The sequence below is a fragment of the Acidilobus sp. genome (assembly GCF_049973875.1).
Taxonomy (GTDB): domain Archaea; phylum Thermoproteota; class Thermoprotei_A; order Sulfolobales; family Acidilobaceae; genus Acidilobus.
The window spans coordinates 30,557-53,526 of record NZ_JBMFJI010000005.1 but is presented as its reverse complement, the minus strand read 5'-3'; the positions used below and the strand labels follow the sequence as shown (position 1 = coordinate 53,526).

General features: G+C 53.8%; 27 protein-coding genes. 18 read left to right on the top strand and 9 right to left on the bottom strand.

Going from position 1 to position 22,970, the window contains the following annotated elements:
• Positions 1-7: 7 nt before the first annotated feature.
• The 4 genes from ACP5H1_RS03215 to hemL are packed head-to-tail and all read right to left on the bottom strand — an operon-like array spanning position 8 to position 3,594.
• A complete protein-coding gene (locus ACP5H1_RS03215; protein ID WP_427971630.1) occupies positions 8-709 on the bottom strand; it encodes a uroporphyrinogen-III synthase in 702 nt (233 codons plus the stop codon).
• Positions 679-1,440 carry a uroporphyrinogen-III C-methyltransferase gene (gene cobA, locus ACP5H1_RS03210; RefSeq protein ID WP_427971628.1) on the bottom strand — a complete coding sequence of 254 codons (762 nt, stop codon included), beginning with the start codon at positions 1,438-1,440 and terminating at the stop codon, positions 679-681. The genes ACP5H1_RS03215 and cobA overlap by 31 nt, the downstream gene beginning before the upstream one ends.
• Before the next feature lies 1 nt (position 1,441).
• Positions 1,442-2,338 carry a hydroxymethylbilane synthase gene (hemC, locus tag ACP5H1_RS03205; protein ID WP_427971625.1) on the bottom strand — a complete coding sequence of 299 codons (897 nt, stop codon included), beginning with the start codon at positions 2,336-2,338 and terminating at the stop codon, positions 1,442-1,444.
• Complete coding sequence (hemL, locus tag ACP5H1_RS03200) at positions 2,335-3,594, bottom strand: glutamate-1-semialdehyde 2,1-aminomutase (protein WP_427971623.1); 1,260 nt, start codon at positions 3,592-3,594, stop codon at positions 2,335-2,337. The genes hemC and hemL overlap by 4 nt, the downstream gene beginning before the upstream one ends.
• A gap of 168 nt (positions 3,595-3,762) precedes the next feature.
• Between hemL and ACP5H1_RS03195 the strand changes: the two genes are divergently transcribed.
• Positions 3,763-4,071 (top strand): hypothetical protein, encoded by a 309-nt coding sequence (locus ACP5H1_RS03195; protein ID WP_427971621.1) that lies wholly within the window; start codon positions 3,763-3,765, stop codon positions 4,069-4,071.
• Here ACP5H1_RS03195 and ACP5H1_RS03190 read toward each other — a convergent pair.
• The 4 genes from ACP5H1_RS03190 to ACP5H1_RS03175 all read right to left on the bottom strand — a co-directional run bounded on the left by ACP5H1_RS03190 (position 4,061) and on the right by ACP5H1_RS03175 (position 10,121).
• On the bottom strand, positions 4,061-5,647 hold the full coding sequence (locus ACP5H1_RS03190) for an HD domain-containing protein (protein WP_427971619.1): 1,587 nt from the start codon (positions 5,645-5,647) through the stop codon (positions 4,061-4,063). The genes ACP5H1_RS03195 and ACP5H1_RS03190 overlap by 11 nt on opposite strands.
• Positions 5,648-5,718: 71 nt before the next feature.
• Positions 5,719-6,732, bottom strand: coding sequence for an SIS domain-containing protein (locus ACP5H1_RS03185; RefSeq protein ID WP_427971616.1), 1,014 nt, complete (start codon positions 6,730-6,732; stop codon positions 5,719-5,721).
• Between the two features lie 156 nt (positions 6,733-6,888).
• Complete coding sequence (locus ACP5H1_RS03180; RefSeq protein ID WP_427971614.1) at positions 6,889-7,977, bottom strand: coiled-coil protein; 1,089 nt, start codon at positions 7,975-7,977, stop codon at positions 6,889-6,891.
• A gap of 5 nt (positions 7,978-7,982) precedes the next feature.
• The gene (locus tag ACP5H1_RS03175) at positions 7,983-10,121 is read right to left on the bottom strand and encodes an acetate--CoA ligase family protein (RefSeq protein ID WP_427971612.1); all 2,139 of its coding nucleotides are present in this window, start codon (positions 10,119-10,121) and stop codon (positions 7,983-7,985) included.
• A 210-nt stretch (positions 10,122-10,331) separates the two neighbouring features.
• On the opposite strand from ACP5H1_RS03175, the gene ACP5H1_RS03170 reads away from it, so the two are divergent.
• Positions 10,332-12,542, top strand: coding sequence for a CDC48 family AAA ATPase (locus tag ACP5H1_RS03170; RefSeq protein WP_427971610.1), 2,211 nt, complete (start codon positions 10,332-10,334; stop codon positions 12,540-12,542).
• A gap of 19 nt (positions 12,543-12,561) precedes the next feature.
• Positions 12,562-13,092, top strand: coding sequence for a class IV adenylate cyclase (gene cyaB, locus ACP5H1_RS03165; RefSeq protein ID WP_427971693.1), 531 nt, complete (start codon positions 12,562-12,564; stop codon positions 13,090-13,092).
• Here the strand turns inward: cyaB and ACP5H1_RS03160 are convergent.
• Positions 13,079-13,534, bottom strand: coding sequence for a 30S ribosomal protein S19e (locus ACP5H1_RS03160; RefSeq protein WP_427971690.1), 456 nt, complete (start codon positions 13,532-13,534; stop codon positions 13,079-13,081). The genes cyaB and ACP5H1_RS03160 overlap by 14 nt on opposite strands.
• A gap of 45 nt (positions 13,535-13,579) precedes the next feature.
• On the opposite strand from ACP5H1_RS03160, the gene ACP5H1_RS03155 reads away from it, so the two are divergent.
• The 15 genes from ACP5H1_RS03155 to ACP5H1_RS03085 all read left to right on the top strand — a co-directional run bounded on the left by ACP5H1_RS03155 (position 13,580) and on the right by ACP5H1_RS03085 (position 22,887).
• Positions 13,580-14,191, top strand: coding sequence for a hypothetical protein (locus ACP5H1_RS03155; RefSeq protein ID WP_427971608.1), 612 nt, complete (start codon positions 13,580-13,582; stop codon positions 14,189-14,191).
• Entirely contained in the window at positions 14,142-14,855 is a 714-nt protein-coding gene (locus tag ACP5H1_RS03150) for a hypothetical protein (protein WP_427971607.1), read from the top strand. The genes ACP5H1_RS03155 and ACP5H1_RS03150 overlap by 50 nt, the downstream gene beginning before the upstream one ends.
• A 129-nt stretch (positions 14,856-14,984) precedes the next feature.
• The gene (locus tag ACP5H1_RS03145) at positions 14,985-16,259 is read left to right on the top strand and encodes a molybdopterin molybdotransferase MoeA (RefSeq protein ID WP_427971605.1); all 1,275 of its coding nucleotides are present in this window, start codon (positions 14,985-14,987) and stop codon (positions 16,257-16,259) included.
• 50 nt (positions 16,260-16,309) lie between these two features.
• Positions 16,310-17,086, top strand: a complete 777-nt coding sequence (locus ACP5H1_RS03140; protein ID WP_427971603.1) for a PIN domain-containing protein — start codon at positions 16,310-16,312, stop codon at positions 17,084-17,086.
• Positions 17,087-17,159: 73 nt separating this feature from the next.
• Positions 17,160-17,738, top strand: a complete 579-nt coding sequence (locus ACP5H1_RS03135; protein WP_427971601.1) for a vWA domain-containing protein — start codon at positions 17,160-17,162, stop codon at positions 17,736-17,738.
• Between the two features lie 54 nt (positions 17,739-17,792).
• Entirely contained in the window at positions 17,793-17,999 is a 207-nt protein-coding gene (locus tag ACP5H1_RS03130) for a DUF5622 domain-containing protein (RefSeq protein ID WP_427971598.1), read from the top strand.
• Positions 18,000-18,059: 60 nt separating this feature from the next.
• Positions 18,060-18,608 (top strand): 50S ribosomal protein L6, encoded by a 549-nt coding sequence (locus ACP5H1_RS03125; RefSeq protein ID WP_427971595.1) that lies wholly within the window; start codon positions 18,060-18,062, stop codon positions 18,606-18,608.
• Positions 18,608-19,015, top strand: coding sequence for a 50S ribosomal protein L32e (locus tag ACP5H1_RS03120; protein WP_427971593.1), 408 nt, complete (start codon positions 18,608-18,610; stop codon positions 19,013-19,015). Before ACP5H1_RS03125 ends, ACP5H1_RS03120 begins: the two co-directional genes overlap by 1 nt.
• Positions 19,016-19,017: 2 nt before the next feature.
• The gene (locus ACP5H1_RS03115; RefSeq protein ID WP_427971591.1) at positions 19,018-19,482 is read left to right on the top strand and encodes a 50S ribosomal protein L19e; all 465 of its coding nucleotides are present in this window, start codon (positions 19,018-19,020) and stop codon (positions 19,480-19,482) included.
• Entirely contained in the window at positions 19,479-20,117 is a 639-nt protein-coding gene (locus ACP5H1_RS03110; protein WP_427971589.1) for a 50S ribosomal protein L18, read from the top strand. Before ACP5H1_RS03115 ends, ACP5H1_RS03110 begins: the two co-directional genes overlap by 4 nt.
• Entirely contained in the window at positions 20,114-20,767 is a 654-nt protein-coding gene (locus ACP5H1_RS03105; protein ID WP_427971586.1) for a 30S ribosomal protein S5, read from the top strand. Before ACP5H1_RS03110 ends, ACP5H1_RS03105 begins: the two co-directional genes overlap by 4 nt.
• A 6-nt stretch (positions 20,768-20,773) precedes the next feature.
• Positions 20,774-21,247: a 50S ribosomal protein L30 gene (locus tag ACP5H1_RS03100; protein WP_427971583.1), complete on the top strand. Its 474-nt coding sequence runs from the start codon at positions 20,774-20,776 to the stop codon at positions 21,245-21,247.
• Positions 21,248-21,299: 52 nt separating this feature from the next.
• Positions 21,300-21,800, top strand: a complete 501-nt coding sequence (locus tag ACP5H1_RS03095; RefSeq protein ID WP_427971581.1) for an uL15 family ribosomal protein — start codon at positions 21,300-21,302, stop codon at positions 21,798-21,800.
• A complete protein-coding gene (locus tag ACP5H1_RS03090) occupies positions 21,797-22,396 on the top strand; it encodes a hypothetical protein (RefSeq protein ID WP_427971578.1) in 600 nt (199 codons plus the stop codon). Before ACP5H1_RS03095 ends, ACP5H1_RS03090 begins: the two co-directional genes overlap by 4 nt.
• Positions 22,384-22,887, top strand: coding sequence for a CDP-2,3-bis-(O-geranylgeranyl)-sn-glycerol synthase (locus tag ACP5H1_RS03085; RefSeq protein ID WP_427971575.1), 504 nt, complete (start codon positions 22,384-22,386; stop codon positions 22,885-22,887). Before ACP5H1_RS03090 ends, ACP5H1_RS03085 begins: the two co-directional genes overlap by 13 nt.
• The last annotated feature ends 83 nt before the right edge of the window (positions 22,888-22,970 follow it).

The window sequence follows — 22,970 nt, the reverse complement described above, 5'->3', positions numbered from 1 at the left end:
CCAAGGTTCACCTGCACCCAAGCGCTTTCAGTAGCTCTCCAATGGCATTAAACGTATACCGGGACGGGACAAGAAGCCTGGCCCCAGGGCACATGGAGTTAACCGTCGAGGCTGCCTTAGGTCCCATCGCTATAATTATGGCATCGCCCAGGTAAGGTCTTATATGGCTGCATGAAATTCTGGCTATCTCGGCAGAGGACACTATTATTAGGTCAAAGCGGGAGGCCAGCTCATTTACGTCTATGTCAGCTGGAACCTCACGATATATATCGACCCTGTTTACCTCAATCCCCGCCTCCCTAAGCTTTTCCTCAAGCTCGTGGTCCCCGGCCTCGGACCTTAGACTCAGGACTCTCCTGCAGTGGGACAACTTAATGAGCTCAGCGAGTCTGCCGCTGCTGTAGGTCTCAGGATAAGAAGCGTCTATGCCAAAAGCCTCCTTGAAGGAAGTCGCCGTAGAAGCGCCAACCGCGAACGCCCTGACATTAGGCGGCCAGGAGCTCATAAATTGCCTTAGAAACCTCGGAGACCTTGGGCTCAGGAAGGCGACGCAATCATAATAGCCTCTGACTACATATTCAGCTGCAGCTCTCAGAGCCTCAGGAACAGGTACTATCTCAACCGACTTTACCCACTTGATGCAACTGAAGCTACTCAGCGCCGTCGGGAGCTCCGGCCCTAAGTAGAGTACTCTATACCTCTTCTCCAAAGTTTTACCCTCTCGTTGATGCCCCTGCCAACATATATGACCGCTGGATTAATTATTACTCCTCTTCTCCAGGCATCCAACAGCGACGACATCGTGCCAGCGACCGTTAGCTGTCTCTCCGTGGTGGCCCACATCACGGCGGCCGCCGGTTCGTCCCAGCCCCTCACCTTAGCGATTTCAGTGAGTATCAGGTCAAAGTTCTTAACGCCCATAAGTATTATTAGCATGTCTGCGGCCTGCGCCAGGCCTCTTACTCTCTCAAGATACTCCCTCACGTCCTTGCCTTCGGCCAGGTGGCCAGTTATCACTGCAAACGACGAGGCGAAGCCCCTGCCAGCCAGAGGAATGCCTGCGTATGCCGAAGCCCCTACAAAGCTTGGTATCCCTGGCACCACCTCACACTCCACATTATTTGAAACTAAGAACTCGCACTCCTCCTCGCCCCTTCCAAAGGTGTATGGGTCCCCTCCCTTCAGCCTCACGACCAGTTTGCCTTCCTGGGCAAGCTTCACGAGAAGCTCGTTTATCTCCTCCTGGCTCATCTCACGTTTCTGCGGTTCCTTGCCCACATAGATCTTGACTGCCCCAGGTTTTGCTTGACTTAGGAGCTCAGTCGGAATCAGCCTATCATATACTATCACGTCAGCAGCCCTGATGGCCTCAAGGGCCTTAACAGTGATGAGCGTTGGGTCGCCCGGGCCAGCCCCCACTATCACTACCTTTCCGGGCAAGTCACGGCACCTTCAGGTTCTTGGCCAGCTCCCTGGCTATCCTTTCAGGTTCCCCTAGGCTGCCGGAGGCCCGGGCAAAGTTCATAACTTCGCCGTCAGGCGAGGCCGCGGCCGCTGTCATAGTTAGCCTGCCGCCTTCCAGCATGGAGACGGCCCCTATGGGCGTGTGACACCCAGCACCTATGAGCTCCACGAATTTCCTCTCGGCCATTGCCATAGCATAAGTTACCTCGTCCGAGGCCCTGCGTAAAAGATCGAAAAGCGATGATGAGGAGGGAGCCACGACTGCTATTATCCCCTGGCCTGGCTCAGGCGGGAACTTGTCGAGAGGCAGCATAACCCTTTTCTGAAGTATGTTGAGCCTCCTTAGGCCTGCCTCAGCCATTAGTAAGTAATTAACTTCCCCCCTGTTAAGTTTAGCTATCCTTGTATCTACGTTGCCCCTCACGACCTTTATGATGACGTTTCTGTTATAATGCCTTAGAAACGCTATTCTCCTCACGCTTGATGTGCCGACGCTGAGGCCTGAGGGCACGTCCTCCACGCCAGTGACCTCAGGGGATCCCATGCCTATTACAAGGGAGTCGTTAGGGACCTCCCGGGGAGGCACCATTGCTATCTCTAGGTCCCCCTCAAGTTGCGAGGGCAGGTCCTTCATGCTGTGGACCGCTACGTCGGCCTCACCGTTAAGGACCGCCCTGTTAACCTCCTTCTCAAAGACGCCCTTAACGCCTATGCTAAAAAGGGGCCTGTCCTGCATCACGTCGCCCCTGGTCTTAACTATCACCGGCTCATATTCTACTCGCTCCCCGAGCCTCTGCTCAAGGAACCTCATAGCTATGACTACCTGTTCAAGGCTTAGCTTGCTGCCCCTGGTGGCCACCTTGAGCTTTATCATTTCAGTTCACTCGCTACCTTCCTGAGGGCCTCCTCCGTAGTCGAAATGACCTCATCGCCGTGAACTGCGCTGGTGAACTGGGATTCAAATTGGCTTGGAGGGACAAACACCCCGTATTTTCTCATAAGTTCGTGGAACTTGGCGTACTTCTCGCGGTCGCTCGCCCTGGCATCATCGGGGCTTACAACACTGCGATGCGTGAAGAACAGCTGAAACATGCTCTCTACCCTGTTAACGCTAACAGCGCCGTTGAAGACACTTTCCGCATACTCAGCGATCTCCTTTGCCGCCTTTGAGGCCTTTGAGAGGGCGTCCGTTGCCTCAACGGTCTCTATGGTAGCTAACCCCGCGCTCATAGTTACTGGGTTAGCGTTGAAAGTGCCTGCGTTGAATACCGGCCCCCTGGGCGACAGAAGGTCCATAATTTCAGACCTGGCCGTCACAGCGCCTATGGGGAAGCCGCCGCCTATGATCTTACCTAGCGTCACTATGTCAGCCTTGACACCAAAGTACTGCTGGGCGCCCCCCATGGAAAGCCTGAACCCAGTAATAACTTCGTCAAATATTAACAACGAGCCATACCTGTCAGCTATCTCCCTGAGACCTCTGAGGAACTCCCTATCCGGAGGTATAACGCCCATGTTACCTATTACGGGCTCCACTATGATAGCGGCCAGGTCGTCGCCCGCTGCCTTGGCGGCCCTCTCCGCGGACTCGAGGTCGTTGTACTTAGCCACAACCGTGAGCGCTGCCGCCTGAGGAGGCACGCCTCTGCTGTTGGGCACCCCATACTCGCTGGCCGCGCTGCCGGCCTGAACTAGAACATAATCATGTGCGCCGTGATAGCAGCCGTCAAACTTCATTATCTTGTTCCTTCCCGTGAACCCCCTGGCAAGCCTTATGGCAGTCATTGTGGCCTCCGTGCCAGAGTTCACAAACCTTACCTTGCCCCCAGGCATCACATAGCTGACGACCTTCTTAGCCAGCTCAAGCTCAACTCTAGTTGGCGTTCCATAAAGCCAGCCCTTCTCTATCTGCTCTATGACCCTCCTCTTGACGGCGTCATTTGCATGGCCAAGTATGAGGGGCCCGTATCCTAGGACATAATCTACAAGCTTCTCGTTGTCCTCAGTAATTATGTAGGGCCCAATGCCTTCCTTGACGAAGAAGGGGTAAGGCCTGACGGCGGCGCGCACTGGGCTATCAACGCCACCTACGAGGAACTTTGAGGCCTCGTCATAGAGCTCCTTACTCATCTCCCGCGCCCCAGGGAATGCGCTTCCAGGGCTTTAATAGGAGGAACCTAAAGGGCGCCTTGTATGAAGCCTATTTCAGTCCATGTAATTGAACACAGCCTTTGCGTTCATGAGGTCTCTAGTGGTATTACAGGCCAGCCTACACCTTGTGGGGAAGTTAGGTAGTAAGTGCAGGAGGGTGTAACCCCTGTGTTGAGTCGAACGGACTGGGAGCTCTCGAAGGAGGCCCCGGCGGCCGTCGTTGAAGCGGCGATGAGAATAGCGGGGTCCGATAATTTGCCGAACTTAGTGGCTGTGCTCAAATCAATGGCCGACTCGGGGGACTCCTGGGTTTCGAGAGTAGCGGCCGAGCTTTCCAGTAATGTACAAGAGCTTAGCGCTCTAGTAAAAGACATGAAGCATGGCCTTAGGCCTAGGGAGGAGCTCGTGAGGGAGGTCCTCGGCAAGGTTAAGGGGGTTACTAAGCCTAAGATCTGATGTCCCTAACGCCTTCATTTAACATGTCCTGTAAGATCTTCTTGGCAGTTTCCCTTAAGTCCTTAGCTCTTGCCCTGATTAGGCTTAGATGGTCATCCATGTAGTCGGAGTATGCGTAGAGCAGAAGCACAGGGATAGAGCTCTGATCTACGATAGCTCTTAGGTAGGAGGACTCGCTCCAGTTGAACATGTTGGAGCCCCTCCGTAGCCTGTCCAAATTTATTATGGAACTGGAAAAGCAGTCTACCATGATATTGGAGTTACCTGTGGCCTTCCTAAGGTCGTCCTGGATGGCAGAAACTTTGTTACTAACATAGTTTAGTAAGTGGGATAGATTAGAAGGCGACGGCTCTAAACCGCGCTTCCTCAGGGTCTCCGTAGCCAATACCATCACTTCCTCGCTCCTCTTTATTAATGAAAGCGGAAGGAGGTCGCGCCTCTCTAGGAGGCTCAGCGCCCACCGCTTGATCAGCTTCTCTTCGCCGTGTGCTGCAGTTCTAGCTATAACGTCCAGCTCTGAGTCGTCAAAGTAATAGAGGTCATCAGCTATGGCTTTAGCCAGGGAGCTGGGCTTTATCGCCTCTCTCAGGTCCCCGCCGTAGGCCTCAGGCAGCTGTATGTGTGACTGGGGCAGCTCCCTTATGAACCTGGAGACCGATTTAGATATGGCTATGACCTTATGGTGATAGTATACCGAGCGGTACATCTTGTACCTTGCGTCAAAGACATCCTCAAGGGGTTGAAGGCTCTTTATGTCAAGCGATAAGAACGGCCTTCCGTCGTCAAGTAGCGAGACGCCTATTCCCTCCACCAGCCTGTCTAGGTCTATGTTGCCATATACTATTCCTGTGGCCTGCGCGTCCCTCTGGAGATAGTCAAGCCTGTCGGCGTCCGCTATTTCATTTGATATGATATCGTGAATAATGCTGTAGGCCTCAGGCCTTATACCGAGCTCTTCCAGGGGCTCCCTCACAGTAGGCCCTCCGGGTTTTAGGAGCTCCGTGACGGCGGACAGGTAGACCTCAAGCAGGGACCCTTCGAAGGAGGACGAGAGACCCTTTAGCTTCGAGAGGAAGGAGACTCCATAAGCTTCATGCACTTTAAGTGCGCCGCCTGAGAGCTCGGTTAACTCCTTGAAGAGTCCTTGCGACTGTTTATCTTCGCTGTACTTGGCCATGTACTCTATGGCCTCCTCGCTCATGTGGCTGTAGGCCAGGTGCCCCACGTCATGAAGTAGGCCGCTGAATCTAACTGTCTGCACGAAGCTGTTAAGATGCTCATAGTTACATTCGTAGAGAACTTCAGAGCAAAGCTTATCGTTATGCGACAGTGAGCCGGCTATTCTCTGGGCCATACGCGAAGCTATATGCATGACCCCCAGCGAGTGCTCAAGTCTGCTGTGGCGTGCCGATGGGAACACTAGGAACGCCATGCCAAGCTGCTTTATGTTGTGAAGTCTTCTCATGAACGCCGTCTGAAGGAGCCAGTACTCGGCTTCATTTATCGGTATAAAGCCGTGCACGGAGTCCTGCACTACGCCCTTCTGCTGATATGCGCCTACCAGCTCGCCCTGCATTAACTGCACCTAAACACTCTTCCGCTTGCTGGTACCTTACGGAACCTTAAAATGCATTGCTAAATTCTTAGTTAGGAAAGTCCTGCCTTCTCGAGGGCCTCCTTATACCTTCCTGTTATTGAGGTGTCGCGCGGGTCCACGCCATTAAACATAGCTAAATACGTTGACGTGTAGCCTCCAAGCAGCGAGCCCTGGAGCAGCTGGGCCAAAACTCCGTTGCCCCTGGGCGTTACTCTAACAACCGCGTCCCTCTGGTCGTTATAGATTTGCCTTAGGAGGTCTTCAAGGACAGCGCATACCCTACCGTCGCCCTCTATGAGCACAAAGCCCTTCCTTACATTGTGCAGCAGCTGCCACACAACCATATCATTATGGGCTGACTCGGGGTAGAACTCGGTCTTAGTTATAGCCTTAGCGTTCTCGCTGAACTCCTGCCTCCACCTGTGGGCCACTATGTCAAAGAGGCCGCACCCTGCGACCACGTATACGTCCTTGCCGGCGAGGGCCCTTGCTATGGTTTCGCCCTCGCCCCTTGAAGTTGACCTAAGGGCGTCAGCCGCATCCTCAACCTCCTTATCAGCGGCTATCTTAATTCCGGAGGAGTTGATGATACCTATGGTGGCCCCAGCCAGCATTCCGAGCGCTGTCCTTGGGTAGTAGCCCGGCTCTATGAGCGCGAGCGGGAGCCCGTTCTCTTTAGCCCACGACGCCAGCTTGCCGCCGCTCGTTACTGAAAGTACTGTAGCTCCTCTGGCCTTAGCTTCCCTTGCGCAGCTCACGGTCTCGTAGGTGTTCCCGCTGTAACTTATTGCAACAACCAGGTCCTCCGCTGTTACCCAAGGGGGAACGCCCTCGGCCTTGTGAACTATAACTGGGAACCTTAGAGCCTTGGCTGCGGCAAGTGCCCAGATGTAGTCCCCTGCAACTCCGCTGCCTCCCATACCACACAGTAACAACGCGCGGGGGCTCACCTGGGGCGATTTAATCGTAACTGCGCTGTTGTATGACGAGAGGAGCTGAGAAGGCCACGTATCATAAAGCTTCAACATTTCCTCAGCAGCTGCCTGCGCGCTCAAGCCTTTCACGCGAGTAACCTGAGTTCAAAAACTAATTAATAAGGACTTGCAGCGTTACAGAAATGGTAAAAGGCTTGACCCATTTATGTTTGAAGTGTGGCACTAGTTAATTAAAAGTCCTGTAGGGCCTTAACGGTAGTCCTTAATCTCTGGGTCAGCGGGCTCTTACGTCAGGTCGAACTCTCCATATAGTATCCTCATTTCATCAAGGCTCAGGGCCTCTCCTCTCTTGGCCTTCTCCTCTATCTCCTTGCGCCTCTCCTCAAGGGCTTTGAGCTCAATGCCGCGCTGCCTTGATATCTTAAGCTCCTTTAGCTTCACCATCAGCTCCCTGTACTTGTTGTAGAGCGCGTCAAGCTCCCCAGACAGAATGTCTATGTTCTTACTCTTCTCGTCAATGGTCTGCTTGAGCGAGTTTATCTGCTTGTTAAGCTCGTCAATCTTGGGCGTTAACGATGCAATCTGGGCCTTGAGGTTCCCTGCCTTCTGCCTGAGCTCGTTTATCTTTGTGTTGAAGTCGTTAAGCTTCATCTTGAGCGCCTTAACCTCAGCCTCTATCTCCATTATTGAGATCTCTTCCTGGCGCGCTTTCCTTATCCTCTCCGCAAGCTCCTCAAGTCTTTCAATTTCCTCTACAAGCCTCCTTTCCTCCTGTGGAGGCAGAACGGAGGTCTGCTGCCTCCACTCGAGTTCCTCTATTCTCTTCTGAACTCTCTTGAGGCTGAGCTTAGCGACGTTGCCCTCCTTATCAAGCAGCTGCCTGGCCTCCTTGAGCTGCTCTATCTTAGCCTTAAGGTCGTTGAGCGTCGAACTCCTGTCCTGGTTAAGCTTGGCCAGCTGATCAAGAACTTCCTTGCGGTCGGACCTCAGCTTAAGCAGCTGGCTCACAAGCTCCTTCTTTTGCTCAATTAACTTGACCCTCTGGTCGCGCAGCCCCTTAACCTCATTAATGAGCTGCATTCTGTTATTTTTGACCTCAATTATCTTATCCCTTATTGCATCTACAAGCTTGTAAAGGTCCTCCTCTTTCATGTTAGACGTGTCCGTGGTTACCAACTGCCTTATATCTTCAGGAAGGGCCTCTGGTGGCAGAGGCTCAGGGGCCCTCCTAGGCCTCCTGGCTTCCTGCTGGTTTCCTGTCTGCCGAGCCTGCACAGCCTCAGGGGAAGTCTGAGGTTGGACATTCTTAGGCTCGTTGCTGTTTGTGTCAACGTTCTGGGCCTTCTCAGCAGCCAGGCGGTCACTTCCCTCCAAGCTTTTTATCCACCTCCAACTATTATGCGTGCGTCAACGGCTGTCGCTTGTTCTATGCGTGCCAGAACGGGATTTATATCTACCTCTTTTATAGGTAAGTGGTTGTAAAGTAGGATACTTAACCTAGAGATTACTTCTGCCACGCTTTCTAGGTTGGCCTGCTGCATACCTCTGTAGCCCTTGAGCAGCGTGTACGCCCTAGTGGTTGAGATCATCTGTAAGGCTTGCTTCAAGCCAACAGGGGCTAGCCTCATGGAAATGTCAGAGACAAGCTCCACCAGGAGGCCTCCTAAGCCGAAGGTAACTATGGGGCCAAACTGGGGGTCGCGCGTGCCTCCTACTATAACCTCATATCCATCTCTTACCATCCTCTGAAGTAGGACGCCCCTAACATCAGCGTGAGGCGCGCGAAGCCTAACGTTAGAAAGTATTGACCTGTAGGCAGAGGTCGCTTCACTAACGCTATTTATGTTAAGCACAACGCCTCCCACGTCGCTCTTGTGAATGATGTCAGGGCTTATGACTTTCATTACAAGGGGAAAGCCAAGCCCCTGCGCGCACGTCTTTACAGCATCCTCATCAGTGGCGGTGCAATAATCGGCAACAGGGATCCCATAGACCCTCAGGACTTCCAGCGACTCATCCTCAAGCAGCTTGTTACGGCCCTCCTTGATAGCGCGGGCTATTATATTATTTACCAACTCGGCAGCGCTGCTATTAACGGTCGGCATAATGTCACCACTATTACTTTCAGCCTCGACGCAGAGCCTGCACTTCCATAGGTCAGACAGGGCCCTGGCGGCGCGGTCAGGGAACTCGAATGTTGGTATCCCAGCGGCCTCGAGCATCTCCGCCAGCTTTTCGCCGTAGCTGGCGCCTATGGTAACTACAGCCAGGGGCAGGTCAGGGTGGCGCTTCCTGACATTTATTATGGCGTCAAAGGTCTTGTTGAGGTCCATGGTTGGCGGCTGCACGAGGGCCACCAGCAGAAGGGCGTCAGCGTCGTTATTAGAGAGGAGCGTTTCTGCGACAAGTTCTACCTGCTCGGGCCTTGCGTCGCCCGTCAGGTCAAACGGGTTGCGCAGCGACACCCGATGGGGGAAGAGTCCCTTGAGCGCATCTAACGTGGCCTGTGACGGCTGAGGTACTTGCAGCCCCCTGGATACCAGGTTATCGGTGGCTATGACGCCGTGGCCCCCTGAGTTGGTTATAACTGCCACCCTGGGACCCCTTGGCAGGGCGCCTGAGCTGAGGACCTTCGCAGCGTCAAACATCTCCTGGAGGTCCTCAACTACTATTGCGTTAGCTTCGCTCATGGCCTCCTTGAAAACGTTGTAGGAGCCCGCTATTGATGCCGTGTGGCTAAGCGTGGCCCTGGAGCCCTCGGCTGTCCTGCCTCCCTTGAGCACGAGCACCGGCTTCCTACTGCCGTAGGTTACCTTCCTGATGGCGTCAACCAGCTCCCTGCCTTTTGTGACACCCTCCAGATATATTAGTATGACCTTCACGTCAGGCGCGCCGGCAAGGTAGTTTAGGCTATCAATCTCGTCAATATCAACCTTGTTGCCAAAGTTTATGGCTTTAGATATACCTACGTTGTTAGCAGCTGCCCAGTCCATGAGGGTTGCCAGCAGGGCCCCGCTCTGGCTTATTATTGCTATGGGCCCAGGCCTGGGTCTCCTCATTCTCTCCTCTGGCAGGAAGAAGGTGTCAACGCCGTTTGCAGAGTTATAGACTCCTATGCAGTTGGGCCCAAGGATTCTCATGGAGTACCTCCTGGCTATCGAGACCACTTCCTCCTGAAGCCTTATGCCCTCCTCGGTGCCCGTCTCGGCGAAGCCCCCGCTGAATATTATGGCCCCCCTGACGCCCTTCTTGCCAGCGTCCTCTAGCACTGAAGGCGTTAGTGCGGCGTTAACCGCAACTACAACCAGGTCCACATCTTTATCTATCTCGCTCAGGGAGCGATAGCTCCTCAGGCCTTCAACATAATCATATTTAGGGTTTACTACGAATAACTCGCCCTTATACTTGGACTTCAAGTTAGAAAGTATTACTCGGCCCATATTGTCAGCTCTCGGCGAGGCTCCCACTATAGCTATGCTCCTTGGCTCAAAGAACACTTTGGCGTCAGCTGTATACATTATTACACCATCAACTGCTACTCCGCATATTGAGTTTAATAAAGCTTAAGATTTGAATGCTGAGGGAGCAGAGGCCCTACGAGTTTAAATAAGAGTTGCAGCGCTAATCGCGGGATTCTTTAAGATAACCTATGAGGGACCTATGGCCTCTTAGGCCCTTGTTAGTAATGCATATTAGTCCTGTGGAGTTGATATACTAGGGGCTTATTAATGGCCTCACAGAGCGTAACGCTAACCGTGGAAGAAGCCTACAGGAGTGACAGGCCAGGAAGAAAGATCGTGAGGATAAGCGACTCGGCCATGGAGAGGCTCGGCATAGAGACAGGGGACTTCGTGCTGATAAGGAGCTCTAAGGCAGAGGAGGTTGGCGTGGCATGGCCGCTCAGGGACGACAGTAACCCTGACATAATAAGGATAGACGGACACATGAGGCAGGTCCTTGGGGTTAGCGTGGGGGACAAGGTAGAGGTCATGAGGGCTGACAACGTTAAGCCGGCGCACAGGGTCGAGCTTGCCCCAGTGGGCCAGGCCACGGTTCAGACGTTCTTCGGAGCCGTTCCAATAAACATGGTTGTGTCGCCCGAGGATCTGAGGGATGAGCTCATACGCAAGCCTCTCATCAGGGGTGACCTGGTGCCGCTCTCTGACGAGATACAGTTGGCTGTAGTAAACACTAACCCCTCCGATCCAGTTTACATAACCGACGATACGGAGATAATCATAAGGAACGAGCCGGTCAAGCCTTCAGAGTACCCATTGTTGAGCAGAGGCACCAGGGTTACGTGGGAGGACATAGGCGACCTTGAGGAAGCAAAGCAGCGCATCAGGGAGATAGTGGAGCTCCCCATGAAGCATCCTGAGATATTCCAGAGGCTCGGAATAGAGCCTCCCAAGGGAATACTCCTTTACGGTCCGCCTGGCACCGGCAAGACGTTACTTGCTAAGGCGCTAGCTAATGAAATAGGCGCTTACTTCATAGCAATAAATGGACCTGAGATCATGAGCAAGTTCTACGGCGAGAGTGAGGAGAGGCTGAGGGAGGTATTCAAGGAGGCGCAGGAGAACGCGCCGTCAATAATTTTCATCGACGAAATAGATTCCATAGCGCCCAAGAGAGAGGAGGTGACGGGCGAGGTTGAGAAGAGGGTGGTGGCCCAGCTCCTGACGCTGATGGACGGCATACAGGAGAGAGGAAAGGTGATAGTGATAGGGGCTACTAACAGGCCCGAGGACCTGGACCCCGCGCTCAGGAGGCCCGGGAGGTTTGACAGGGAGATAGAGATCAGGCCGCCAGATAAACAGGGGAGGCTTGAGATACTTCAAGTTCATACGAGGAACATGCCACTTGACAGTGATGTAAATCTTGCTGAGATAGCCGACCTCACAAAAGGCTACACCGGCGCTGACCTAGCTGCATTGGCCAAAGAAGCCGCCATGGCCGCAGTGAGGGAGTTCATGAGCTCAGGCAAGGTAGACCTGTCAAAGCCTGGGGAGATAAAGAAGGAGATCCTTGAGACGCTCAAGGTGGGCAGGAGGCACTTCCTTGAGGCTATGAAGGTTGTCAGGCCAACGCTCATACGCGAGGTCTTCGTGGAGGTGCCAGAGGTTCACTGGGACGACATAGGTGGCCTTGACAACGTGAAGCAGGAGCTGAGGGAGGTCGTCGAGTGGCCTCTTAAGCACCCAGACGTGTTCCAGAAGATGGGCATTGAGCCCCCCAAGGGGGTCCTGCTCTTCGGCCCGCCGGGCACCGGAAAGACAATGCTTGCCAAGGCCGTCGCCACCGAGAGCGGGGCCAACTTCATAGCCATAAGGGGGCCCGAGGTGCTGAGCAAGTGGGTCGGCGAGAGCGAGAAGGCCATAAGGGAGACCTTCAGGAGGGCGAGGGAGGTAGCGCCTGTAGTGGTTTTCTTTGACGAGATAGATTCCATAGCGCCCGCGAGGGGCTACAGCTTCGACAGCGGGGTCACGGACAGGATAGTGAACCAGCTCTTAACAGAGATGGACGGCATAGTTCCGCTCTCTAACGTAGTCATACTGGCAGCCACCAACAGGCCCGACATACTGGACCCCGCGCTCCTCAGGCCAGGGAGGTTTGACCGCGTGATCTACGTGCCGCCACCCGACAGGGAGTCCCGCAAGCAGATATTCAAGGTGCACCTCAGAAAGGTGCCGCTTGCCAACGACGTAGACATAGACAGGCTCGCTGACCTGACAGAGGGCTACACTGGAGCAGACATAGCGGCCGTTGTAAGGGAGGCCGTCTTTGCAAAGCTGAGAGAGAAGCTGGAGCCAGGCCCTGTTGAGTGGAAGCACTTCGAGCAGGCGCTCAAGAGGGTCAAGCCGAGCCTTAGCCGTGAGGACGTTATGAGATATGAGCAGATGGGCGACAGGCTCAAGAAGATGATAATGTCCGTCTGAGGCGATTTACTTGGATCATGTGGAGGTGGAGGTCAAGCTAAGGGTGCCCTGCAGCCAGCTTGAACAAATTGCCAAAAGGGCTATAGAGGCGGGCGGCAAGGTGGAGGGACCCTTAGAGGAGGTTGACGTCTACTATCAGCATCCCTGTAGGGACCTTAGAGCCTCCGACGAGGCTTTGAGGGTCAGGTACGTTAACGGAAGCCCTCGCTCCATAACCTATAAGGGACCTAGGGAGACAGGCCAGTTCAAGGCAAGGAGGGAGGTTATAGTAGACGTGGGCTCCGACCCCGATATACTTCTGAGGCAGCTAGGCTTTGAACCAGCCATAAGGGTGTCTAAGGTTAGAACTTACATAAGGCTAGGTAACGTGGAGCTCACGCTCGACAATGTAGAAGGGCTCGGATGCTTTGTTGAGGTGGAGTCGCTAAGAGGTAAAGAGGAGGACGTGAGTACGGCTGTCAAGGTACTTGATATACGCGGCGAGGTTGTAAATCGTACGTACGCAGAGCTTGTGGCAGAGCTTTCCTCAGGGTCGGTTAGAAGTACTTAGCCAGCTCAGGCCTTTCCTTTACTATCTCGTTGGCTATTTCCTTGGCGACCTCATCAAGGAGCGAGCGTCCCTTGGGGCTTAAGACCCTTCCGTGCCCCGTGCTTTTGACAAGGCCTGCCTGCTCCAGCTGCTGCAGTATCCTCCTTACGTTACTTCCCCCTCCTTCAGCAAAGTGCGCGGGCCTAACGCCGTTGCGCTTCCTGCCGCCATATATGACCCTGAAGGCGCCCACCCCTATTGGCTCCTCGGAGAGGTAGAGCTTTCTTAGTATTGAGGCGGCCCTCGTGTACCACCAGTTTGGGTCGTCAGGGGGCCTCTCCCTTGAGACGCCGGTCTTAGCGTAAAGCGTCCACTCTGGCGGCTTCACCTGCTCAATGTTCTTCAGTCTGGCCGCAAGCCTCTCGATGAACTTGTCAGCCGGCACGTCAGCCACGGTTACCATATCTACTCCCACCAAGCCCTTATTCGCCTAGGGGATTAAAGCGTTTTGGGCGAGCAAGGGTTGATAAAGGGCGCATATTATGAGTTCATAGCGTTTCCATGCACGGCTAACGCAAGGTACTCGATGCCGTTAGGCGTTCTGTGGAACGATGAAAGGACGTTCTCCGTGTACCGCGGCGCCGGCCTCCTCAGGTTCCTTGCGGACGGGGGGACCTTAATGCTGCTCTCGCCGTCCGACCCCTTGCTCTTTGTAAAAAGCGTCAGCCACTCCTTGGAGCACGAGGTTGAGTGGGGACCTGACGGCTGTCCTAGGCTTTCAGGCTTAGGCGGCATCTACAGGTGCGAGTACCGGAGGCTGAAGGAGCGCCCTGAAGAGGTGACCTTCAGCTGTAGTTTAACGGAGGTTGAGAGCCCTCACGTGCCCTATACTAGAGCCTATGGATGTCTTGTTGAGTTATTAGTTCTGCTAACTAAAGCTAGGGCTGGAGTTGTCGAGAGCTGGTACGTTGACTATGCCAGGGGGCTCAGGTGGTGCGTTGAGAGGTCGACCAGAGGGTTACGGGACTACGTGGACGCCGCTGACGCAATACTGCGCGAGCTTGAGGGAATTGCTGGCAAGGGCAGAGGCGGGGGTGAGGGCCTACAGGGAGGTAGTTGAGAGGATGCTAGGATATCCTGAGGTTAACGAGCTTAACACCGCAATGCACTTTGACGGCTTTATTTCATGCGACGAGCTGTGCGCCAAGCTCCTGGAGATAATGGAAAGGGTCTCCGGAAAGGAGGTCTGCGTGGTTGGACCCCTGGCCTCGCCAGATGAGATCAGGGGCTGCAACGCAATAATGGCGCCTGAGGGCGGCGTTATTTCCCTGCTCGAGGCAGGCCTCAGGCCCCTTGCAGTCACCACAGACGGAGATTCATCCCTTCAGGTATTTTATCAGGCAGCGGAGGTCTCAGACTACGTGCTGTTGCACATACACGGAGACAACCTGAACAGGGTCTCGTCGCTGGCTAAGGAGATACCCAGGAGCAAGCTGCTCATAACGTCGCAGGTCTACACGCCTTACTGCGTGTACCCTTCAGGCGCGTTCACAGACGGCGATAGGGCCATAGCTATATCCATGGAAATGGGGGCCGATGAAGTCAAGGTATTTGGATTTAACTTCGATCTCGTCTCATGCGCTCACAAGGACTACTGCGCTGACACAAAGCTTCAGAAGCTCAGGGCTGGCAGGGAGGTGCTCCTTAATATAGCGTCAGGGCTTGGGTACAGCGTTGACATAAAAAATAATTTAATGGTTTTTAGCAGGGTAAACAAGGCTTAGCCTCTATCCCTGGGCCTTATAAACTTAAAGTCTAGGCTTATTGTAGGAGAAGAAAAGTGCGGACGCGGAAAGGGGAATATAGAGCGCAGATGGAAAAGACCTACCGGACTTAGAGCGTGGGGAGAGGTCATGTCGGTAAAGAGAACTATGGAAGGCTTTAAGATGCTCGTCAGCGTCGACGAGGCGCTCAGGAGCATCCTAGATAATATAAACGTGATGCCAGATGTAATAGAGGTAAACATACAGGACGCCCTAGGCATGCCAGTAGCTGAGGACGTGATTGCGCCATTGGACGTGCCGCCCTTTGATAGGAGCGCCGTCGACGGCTATGCTGTGAGGTCATCCGACACTCTCGGGGCCACCCTCCTGAACCCTGTGAGGCTTAGGATTGTAGGCGAAGTTCAGGCGGGCGATGACCCATCAAGGCTCCCACACGTTGGCGAGGGCGAGGCGGCAATAATATACACCGGGGCGCCGCTGCCCCCAGGAGCTGACGCTGTAGTAATGGCCGAGGACGCGTCCAGGGCCGGGGAGTACGTCGAAGTTAAAAGGCAGGTGACACCATATATGAACGTCTCAAGAAAAGGCGAAGACTTCACTAAGGGTAAGATAGTGATTAGAAGAGGCTATAAGGTTCAGCCATGGCATGTAGGCGCCCTGGCCTCGCTGGGCATAAGGAGAATCAAGGTATTCAGGAGATTAAGGGTCGCCGTTCTCTCCACTGGCACCGAGGTAGTAGAGCTGGACGATCCGCGCGCGGGTACCCCGGGAACAATAATAAACAGCACGAAGCCTATGCTAATTTCATTGCTTAGACAGGACGGCTTTGAGCCCATAGATATGGGTACGGTACCTGACGACGTTGACATGATAAAGTCAAAGATATCCGAGGGGCTGAGGGTCGCCGACGCCTTTATAACTACAGGGGGCACCAGCCTGGGAGCCTACGATCTAGTTCCTGACGTTATTGCTCGCATGGGCAAGGTGCTTTTTAACGGCGTCAGGATGAGGCCTGGGAAGCCCACGGGTGCTGGCATAATCGACGGCAAGCCCGTTTTCATGCTCTCAGGGTTCCCAGTGGCGTCTCTTACGGGCTACATAACGTTTGTAAGGCCAACCCTGAGGCACATTACAGGCACCCCCGAGGACCCAGTACCCATAGTAAAGGGCAAGATAACTAGGAGAGTGGCTAACGTGGCTGGCATAAGGACCTACCTGAGGGTGAGGGTATACCCCAATGAGATAGGGGAGCTCATGGTTGAGCCCCTGGCGATAACAGCGTCAGGTGTGCTCTCCACGCTGACGGACGCCAACGCAATACTAATACTTAATGAGAACGTGGAAGGCTACGATGCCAGCGATGAGGTTGAGGTCATGTTAATTTCCCCACTTGAAACTTACTAGCTGCTAAACTTATTTGTCTTTCAGGTAAACCTCTGAGAGGGCCCTCTGTATTGGTAACTAACATAGAGATTTCAGGCTTCACTGAAGAGGTGCTAGAGGCCCTGGTAAAGGCTGGCATCTATGGAAGCAAGACAGAGGCCATAAGGGATGCTATAAGGAGGCTCCTAGAAAGCTACGACCTTAAGGAGATATCTCTTAGGGCGTACAAGAACGGGGGCATCAGCTTTCAGCTGGCAGTAGAGATAAGCGGCCTTAGCATGGATGAACTTACGTGGTACTTTCTCTCAAGGGACACCACCCCACTGCTTGGATCCGACAACGCCTCTGAGATTGTATCAGGGGAGGAGCAGCTGAAGTCCAGGGACTCAATAACCTTCGACCTCTCGTCCCTTTATGCAGTGCTTGAGCTGAACGCGCTTGACCTCCTGTCGCAGCTGGGTAAGAAGCTCTCCATATCGTCCAAGACTATGGAAAGGGCTAAGGCTTTAGTCCTGAGGCTCTCCAAGGCTAAGGGCGTTGCGTACACGTTAAGTAGCTTCGACATAGTCAATATAAACAAGTCGCTCATGGAGTTCTCCAGGAGGAACGGCATATCGCTTCAGGAGGCCCACTCAATTTACATAGCTAAGAAGTTAAATGGCATTTTAGTTAGCGATGACGCTAAGACTAGGCAGGTTTCAAGATCCTATGGGGTCCCTGCGGTTCCTACGCTCTCCCTTTTGTCCTACGCCAGATCCCAGGGACTTGTAAACAATAATTACTTCAAAGAACTTGTGATGAAGATGGCCACAATACCCTTTATGGTCCCCAAGGACTTCATAGGCTAGTAGATAGTCATGAGGCTACCCCTTTAAGGCTTATTACTGCAATGTTACAGTAAAGAACTAAGGTACTTGAGTATTGAGCGCCAAAACCTCCCCAAAGGGCCTAGGCCTTGCACTAGTAATAGCCATAGATAGCAGCGCCAGCATGATGCTCAAAGACGTGAAGCCTAATAGGCTGGAGGCTGCAAAGAGGAGCGCTATTGTAATAATTAGGAGTGTCATAGGAAGCGGCATTCCAACGTTGGTTGGCGTGATCTCTTTCTATGGAAACTCCTTCCCAGTGATGGATCTTACGGACAGCGTGGAAGAGCTTGAGGAGGCGGTCAACTCAATAAAGGTCTCAGGCAAAGCTACAAATCTAAGCATGGCTGTGAAGGACGCGTTCTATATGTTCAAGGACTCGCCGCCTGGCTATTCAAGGAGGCTCATAGTAATAAGCGACGGCGACTTCAACGAGGGGCCTGGACCTGACGAGGTTCAGTTCCTTGCTAAGTCCAGCGGCATGAGGGTCGACTTTCTAGTGATAGGTAATTCCCAGCACGTTAAGTCTGACCAAATGGTTAAGCTTGCTAACGTAACAGGTGGCAAAGTGGTCTACGCCAGGTCCCTTGAGGAGGCGATAAAGAACGCCTACAAGATAGCTATAGGCGAGTGAGCGGCTCCTTAGCCTTTTAAATTGCCCAGGCCTCCTCAAGCCTGGTGCGAAGGCATGGGGGACAAGAGGAACAAGGTAGTCTTCATATTCATGGGGAAGGGTAAGGGCTACCTCAAGGTCAGGCTCTTTAAGAAGAGAAAGGAGGAGGACCCTGACCGGGTCGTCGTGCTTGGCAAGGTCGAAAGGCCTCTCCCGGGGTACCAGGTAATAAGGCTTGAGGAGCTGGAGGCAGCTGTCAGGGAGAAGCTCGAGAAGGCTTAGAATGCTTAAAAAGCAGGTCTCAGCCAAGGGAGCGAGGAGCTGATAGGTAGGTGCTGAAGGTTGCCAAAAGCGCTCTACGTCAAGAGGGAGGTCGAGGTCCCGCAGGGCGTGACGGTGAGGGTAGAGGGCCTTAAGGTTACTGTGAAGGGTCCTAAGGGCGAGGTTCAGAAGGACTTCTCTCATGCCAGGGGCATAGAGCTGAGGCTTGAAAACAACAAGGTTATAGTGGAGGCCAGACTCGCAGATACTAAAACTAAGGCGGTAGTAGGTACAGTGGCCGCGCACGTAAAGAACATGATAACCGGAGTTTCTAAGGGCTTCAGGTACAAACTTAAGATAATATCAACTCACTTCCCTATAACCGTCAAAGTTGAGAAGAGCAGGGTAGTTATAAGCAACTTCCTGGGGGAGAAAGCCCCGCGCTATGCCACAATAATGCCCGGCGTCACAGTGAAGGTGCAGGGACAGGACATAATAGTTGAAGGAAGCGACGTGGAGGCTGTAGGACAGACCGCAGCTAACATCGAGAGAGCAACACATATAACTGACTTTGACCGTAGGAAGTTCATGGACGGCATATTCATATACTCAAGGGAGGTGGCCAGCTGATGGCCTCGGAACAGCTAAAGCTCCCAGAGCAGCTCAAGGAGAGGAGGAGGGTGCAGGCTCTCATAAGGAGGAAGCTGAGGCTTCGCTTTATAAGGTACCTCTCGTGGCGCCTGAAGAGAATTGATGAGCCGTGGCGTAAACCAAAGGGAATAGACAACAAGCTGAGGCTTCAAATTAAGGGCTTTGGAAGGCTTGTTAAGGTGGGCTACGGCTCTAGCTCCGAGATCAGGGGAAGGCACCCTTCAGGACTTATACCGGCCGTGGTGTCCTCCATAAAGGACATTGAAGGCCTCAGCCCAAGCACTCACATAGTTTATATTTCTGCTAAGGTCGGGCTGAGGAAGAGGCTCCAGCTGCTTGAGGAGCTCAGGAAGAGGGGCTTCAGGGTAGCTAATGGTGGTGAGTGACCGTGGACTACAAGCTTCAGAGGAGGCTGGCGGCTGAGATACTGGGCGTCGGCGAGAGCCGTATATGGATAAGTCCAAACCCCGAGGACAGGGAGGATATAGAGGGGGCGGTCACAAAGGATGACGTCAGGTCGCTGATAAGCAGGGGGCTCATAAAGGTACTCCCTGCCAAAGGAAATGCCCACAGATGGCTTGAGAGGAAGGGGAAGAGGTCCGAGGGCCACAGAAGGGGCCCTGGAAGGAGGAAGGGAACGGCGTTCTCGCGCAGGGACCCAGAGACTATGTGGGTCAACAAGGTCCGCAAGATGAGGGCATACATAAGGTGGCTGAGGGACCATGGCATGCTGAGCAGGAAGGACTATAGGGCCCTCTATACGCTTATTAAGGGCAACAGGTTTGCAAGCCTCTCAGACTTAAGGAGGTACGCCGAGTCCACTGGTATGATCAAGGGAGGTGGGGCTAAGTGAAGGGAGGCCCTAATTACAGGGTTCCGCTTAGGAGAAGGAGAGAGGGCAAGACCGACTACTACAAGAGGTTCGCACTTCTCAGTTCAGGGAAGCCAAGGATGGTAGTCAGGATATCAAATAAGTACATATGGGTGCAGTTCATTCAGTTCGACCTTAAAGGGGACCGTGTCATAGCGGCAGCGCATTCAAAGGAGCTAACAAAGCTTTATGGCTGGAAGGGCGGCGGCAAGAGCGAGTGCGCCGCTTACCTGACAGGTTTCCTTGCTGCAGCAAGGGCCCTGGAAAAGGGCGTTAAGGAGGCCGTGCTTGACATAGGCCTTCACAGGCCAACGCCGGGAGGCAGGGTATTTGCCGCCCTTAAGGGGGCTCTAGACGCCGGCGTGCACGTGCCACACAGCGACGAAGTTCTACCCTCGGAGGAGAGAATAAGGTGTGAGCACGTGGCATCATATGCTGCTGAGCTGAGCAAGAACGACCCAGAGAGGTACAAGAGGCTCTTCTCGGCACAGCTAGCCAGGCTGCCACCTGAGGAGATACCGAAGAACTTTGATGAAGTCCTAGAAAATATAAAGAAGGCCTACAAGACTGTCCTGGAGGCTGCCGGAGGAGCTGAGCAGGCGGTGATGGAGAAGTGAGCAAGCAGACGGGTGCGCCAGGCCCGAGCGCTCCTCAGGCTGAGGAGTGGGCGCCGAAGACTAAGGTGGGCCAGCTGGTCAAAGAGGGCAAAATAGCGTCCATAGACGAGATATTTAGGAGAAACCTGCCTATATTGGAGCCGGAGATAGTTGATGTCCTGCTGCCAAACCTGCAGACAGAGGTGCTAGACATATCCCACGTCCAGAAGATGACCGACGCCGGAAGGGTCACGAGGTTCAGAGTGGTAGTTGTAGTAGGCAACAGGGATGGCTACGTTGGCATAGGAAAGGGGAAGGCCAGACAGCTCAGGGAGGCCCTAGACAAGGCTGTCAGGAATGCCAAGCTTAACATAACGCCGGTTAGGAGAGGCTGTGGCAGCTGGGAGTGCACGTGCGGAGAACCCCATAGCGTGCCCTTCACCGTAGAGGGCAAGAGCGGGAGCGTGAAGGTCATACTCAAGCCAGCGCCCAAGGGCACGGGCCTCGTGGCCGGCAACATAGCCAAGGTAGTGCTCTCAATGGCAGGCATCAGGGACGTGTGGTCTCAGGCGTTTGGCGAGACCAGGACAACGTATAACTTCGCAAGGGCTGTATACATGGCGCTCCGTAACACCTACAAGGTGGTCACCTATCAGGACTGGACGAGGTGAGCGGACGTGGCCTACCTTATAATAAGGATACGGGGCGAGCCTGACCAGAGGCCTGAGGTCAGGGCGACACTTAACGAGCTGAGGCTGCGGAGGATATTCACGGCTGTGGTTTACCCTGACAACATGCAGGGCATAAAGGAGATGCTGAGGAAGGCCCAGCCAGCTATTACTTGGGGTGAGGTCTCGCCAGATGTTCTGGCCAGCCTGATAGCAAGGAGGGGCAGGCTGGTGGGGGATAAGCCGATAACCGATGAATGGGTCAAGGAGAGGCTCAAGCTCAGCGGCTTAAGGGAGCTTGCAGAGAAGGTCGCAAACAATGAAATTAAGTACTATAAACTGGATGAGGTGGGAGTTAAGCCCTTCTTCAGGCTCCACCCGCCCAGCGGCGGCTTCAAGAGGTCAGTTAAGAAGCTGTACCCTGCTGGAGAGCTGGGCTATCGCGGCAAGGAGATAAATGACTTAGTTCTCAGGATGTTCTGAGCTCCTAGCTTTTTAATCCCCTTTCCTTAGTGTGGTAGAGGGCTGAGCGAACATGACCTGGACAATACCAAGAGCCCGTAAGAAGGTGAGGAAGCTAAGGGGAAGGACTCGCTCAATGGGCTGGGGCCGCATAGGGCAGCACAGGAAGACTGGCAAGAAGGGAGGCAGAGGAGCCGCAGGCATGGGCAAACATAAGAAGAGCTGGATGCTAAAGTACGCCCCAGACTGGTTTGGCACAAGGGGCTTCAGGAACCCTACGAGCAGAGGCGAGCTTAACACTATAGACTTGGAGAGCCTTGACAGGCTGGTAGCTGACCTGACCGCCAAGGGCCAGGCCAAGACGGAGGACGGGCTCATAGTTGTTGACCTTAGGGCCCTTGGCTATGAGAAGCTGCTCGGAAGGGGAAGGCTGACAAGCAAGGTCAAGGTAATAGTGCCTATGGCAAGCGATAAGGCCGTCCAGAAGGTTAAGGAGGCGGGCGGTCTAGTAGTTACAGAGGAGGCGGGCGAGGGCTCAGAAGAGCAAGGCGGCGAGGAGAATGAGGGCCAGTGAGCGGCCCCTGCAAGCCCCTCTCGCCTCTTCCCAGGGAGCTTTCTGAGCTTATTGATATTGACAGGTTTGTGGTGGTTTATGGCCCCTTTGGCACTGGAAAGACCAGGTTGGCCTTCGAGGTAGCCAGGCACCTAATGTCAAATGGTCATAACGTGAGGCTCCTGGCTACGGAGCCAGGCACGCTGTCCTACGCAAGGAACGTAGTGACGTGCGTGCCATACATGACGATATTAACAGCTGACCAGCTGGTAAACGAGGTTGTCAGAGCCGCATCAGAGGGCGTGAAGATAATAGTAGACTCCATAAACTGGCCCTTCAGATCGCTGCAAGGGGACTACCCTCTCAGGCTGCTCTCCTTCGTCTCGGCAGTACTAAGGCAGGTGGGGGGCTTCGCCGTAGGTCAGATAGCTGACGTGGAGGGCGGCGAGTTCGAGATGTCCCTCGGGAGGTGGGTCCTGCCGTGGGCTGACGCTATAGCTTACACTGAGAGGATAACGTGTAAGAGGGGGCCCTGCGTGGCTCTAACCTTTATCAAGCCGTTCATTAACACGCTCATATTTGAGCTGAAGAAGGAGGGTGTTGAATGGGTGGCCTGATAATTTCGCTGCTACTGCTGTTAGAGTACATAGCGCCAGCGATGGTTGCTAACGGAGCCCCAGTCGTGCTTCATGGACCGCCGCCCATAGACTTTGGAAAGAGGCTACCTGACGGCAGAAGAGTTTTTGGCGATGGAAAGAGTTGGGGAGGCCTCCTGGCTGGCATAACTTCCGGTACCTTCGTAGGGATCATAGAGTGGCCGCTCCTGGGTCCTCAACATATAGCCTATGCCGCGTTGGCCTCAGCAGGCGCCATGTGCGGCGACCTCTTTGGCTCATTTATTAAGAGGAGGGCAGGCCTTGAAAGGGGGGCCGAAGCCCCGGTCCTCGACCAGCTAGGCTTTTATGTCTTCGCATTGTTGTTCCTCTACATGGGTGGCATCACGTTTTCTATATACGCTGAGCTTATATGGGCCGTCATAATATACGTGCTCCACCGCGCGACAAACTGGGCCGCCTATAAGTTAAAGCTTAAGTCGGTTCCCTGGTAGCAGCATTAGCTCATGCGGTTGGCAAAATGTCAGGCAACATTACTTTTGGAATTTTAGATATCATGGGCCTCATGTTTCAAAAA

Bases quoted from the DNA above. Each gene is read 5' to 3' on its own strand.
- ACP5H1_RS03130 (WP_427971598.1), top strand. From the start codon at position 17,793: ATGGGGGACAAGAGGAACAAGGTAGTCTTCATATTCATGGGGAAGGGT.
- ACP5H1_RS03160 (WP_427971690.1), bottom strand. From the start codon at position 13,534: ATGGTAACCGTGGCTGACGTGCCGGCTGACAAGTTCATCGAGAGGCTT.
- ACP5H1_RS03145 (WP_427971605.1), top strand. From the start codon at position 14,985: ATGTCGGTAAAGAGAACTATGGAAGGCTTTAAGATGCTCGTCAGCGTC.
- hemC (WP_427971625.1), bottom strand. From the start codon at position 2,338: ATGATAAAGCTCAAGGTGGCCACCAGGGGCAGCAAGCTAAGCCTTGAA.
- ACP5H1_RS03120 (WP_427971593.1), top strand. From the start codon at position 18,608: ATGGCCTCGGAACAGCTAAAGCTCCCAGAGCAGCTCAAGGAGAGGAGG.
- hemL (WP_427971623.1), bottom strand. From the start codon at position 3,594: ATGAGTAAGGAGCTCTATGACGAGGCCTCAAAGTTCCTCGTAGGTGGC.
- ACP5H1_RS03085 (WP_427971575.1), top strand. From the start codon at position 22,384: ATGGGTGGCCTGATAATTTCGCTGCTACTGCTGTTAGAGTACATAGCG.
- ACP5H1_RS03170 (WP_427971610.1), top strand. From the start codon at position 10,332: ATGGCCTCACAGAGCGTAACGCTAACCGTGGAAGAAGCCTACAGGAGT.
- ACP5H1_RS03190 (WP_427971619.1), bottom strand. From the start codon at position 5,647: ATGCAGGGCGAGCTGGTAGGCGCATATCAGCAGAAGGGCGTAGTGCAG.
- ACP5H1_RS03095 (WP_427971581.1), top strand. From the start codon at position 21,300: ATGACCTGGACAATACCAAGAGCCCGTAAGAAGGTGAGGAAGCTAAGG.
- ACP5H1_RS03175 (WP_427971612.1), bottom strand. From the start codon at position 10,121: ATGTATACAGCTGACGCCAAAGTGTTCTTTGAGCCAAGGAGCATAGCT.